Source organism: Mesorhizobium sp. M7D.F.Ca.US.004.03.1.1 (assembly GCF_003998635.1).
Classification (GTDB): domain Bacteria; phylum Pseudomonadota; class Alphaproteobacteria; order Rhizobiales; family Rhizobiaceae; genus Mesorhizobium; species Mesorhizobium loti.
This window is the reverse complement of sequence record NZ_RZQG01001580.1, coordinates 1-715: the sequence shown is the minus strand read 5'-3', so window position 1 is coordinate 715 and position 715 is coordinate 1. Positions and strand designations below refer to the sequence as shown.

The following is a 715-nucleotide window of genomic DNA, read 5'->3' as shown; positions in this document are numbered from 1 at the left end:
GGCCAAGCCGGCGGCGGCCTGGTCAACGTGACGCTGACCGGAAAATTCGAGATGAAGTCGCTGAAGATCGATCCCTCCTTGTTCAAGGAGGACGATGTCGAGATATTGGAAGACCTCGTGCTCGCCGCCCACAATGACGCCAAGACCAAGGTCGAGCAGATCATGCAGGAAAAGACCAAGGCGCTGACCGCTGGCCTGCCGATCCCGCCGGGTATGAAACTGCCCTTCTAGCATTCGGCACGGCCATGACCGATGACCCTTCCGAAAGATTGATCGAGCAGCGTATTCGCAACAGGATCTACGAGATCCTGGAAATCCTGGCCGATTGCGACGACGGCGTCGATCTCGTCGGCATCAAGGGGTACTTCAATCTGTTCGAGGATTTCGTCCATCGCCCGTCGATCGAAGCCGGCATATCGGCGCTTTCGAAGGACGAGCGCGCCATCGTGCTGGAGATCGCCGAATTCCTGGAAGCTGCAAGCGAGACAAACCCGGACTTCACCAAGGCCGAGTTCATCGAAAGCGACTGGCCGGCAAAGATCGCGCCGACGGCCAGGGACGCGCGGACGCTGTTCCTCCGGCGCGGCCTGTTTTCGGAGAAGGTTGAGGAGCTTGAGCCTGGCCAGCCGGCCGCGATTGCGGCCGGGCGATAGACCGGTTCCAGGAAAGACGTGACGCGGTTTTCCCGGGAAAAGCGTGCCGCGCTTTCCCTGGG

2 protein-coding genes are annotated in these 715 nt (G+C 60.6%); both read left to right on the top strand.

The genetic code is table 11. The features are described 5' to 3' along the window. The coding region (locus EN935_RS38850; RefSeq protein ID WP_127374396.1) for a YbaB/EbfC family nucleoid-associated protein at positions 1 to 231 on the top strand (231 nt) is incomplete at its 5' end. 14 nt (positions 232 to 245) lie between these two features. After that, positions 246 to 653, top strand: coding sequence for a hypothetical protein (locus EN935_RS38845; protein ID WP_109666302.1), 408 nt, complete (start codon positions 246 to 248; stop codon positions 651 to 653). Positions 654 to 715: the final 62 nt, after the last annotated feature.

Coding starts and splice junctions, on each gene's coding strand:
- EN935_RS38845 (WP_109666302.1), top strand. CDS start 246: ATGACCGATGACCCTTCCGAAAGATTGATCGAGCAGCGTATTCGCAAC.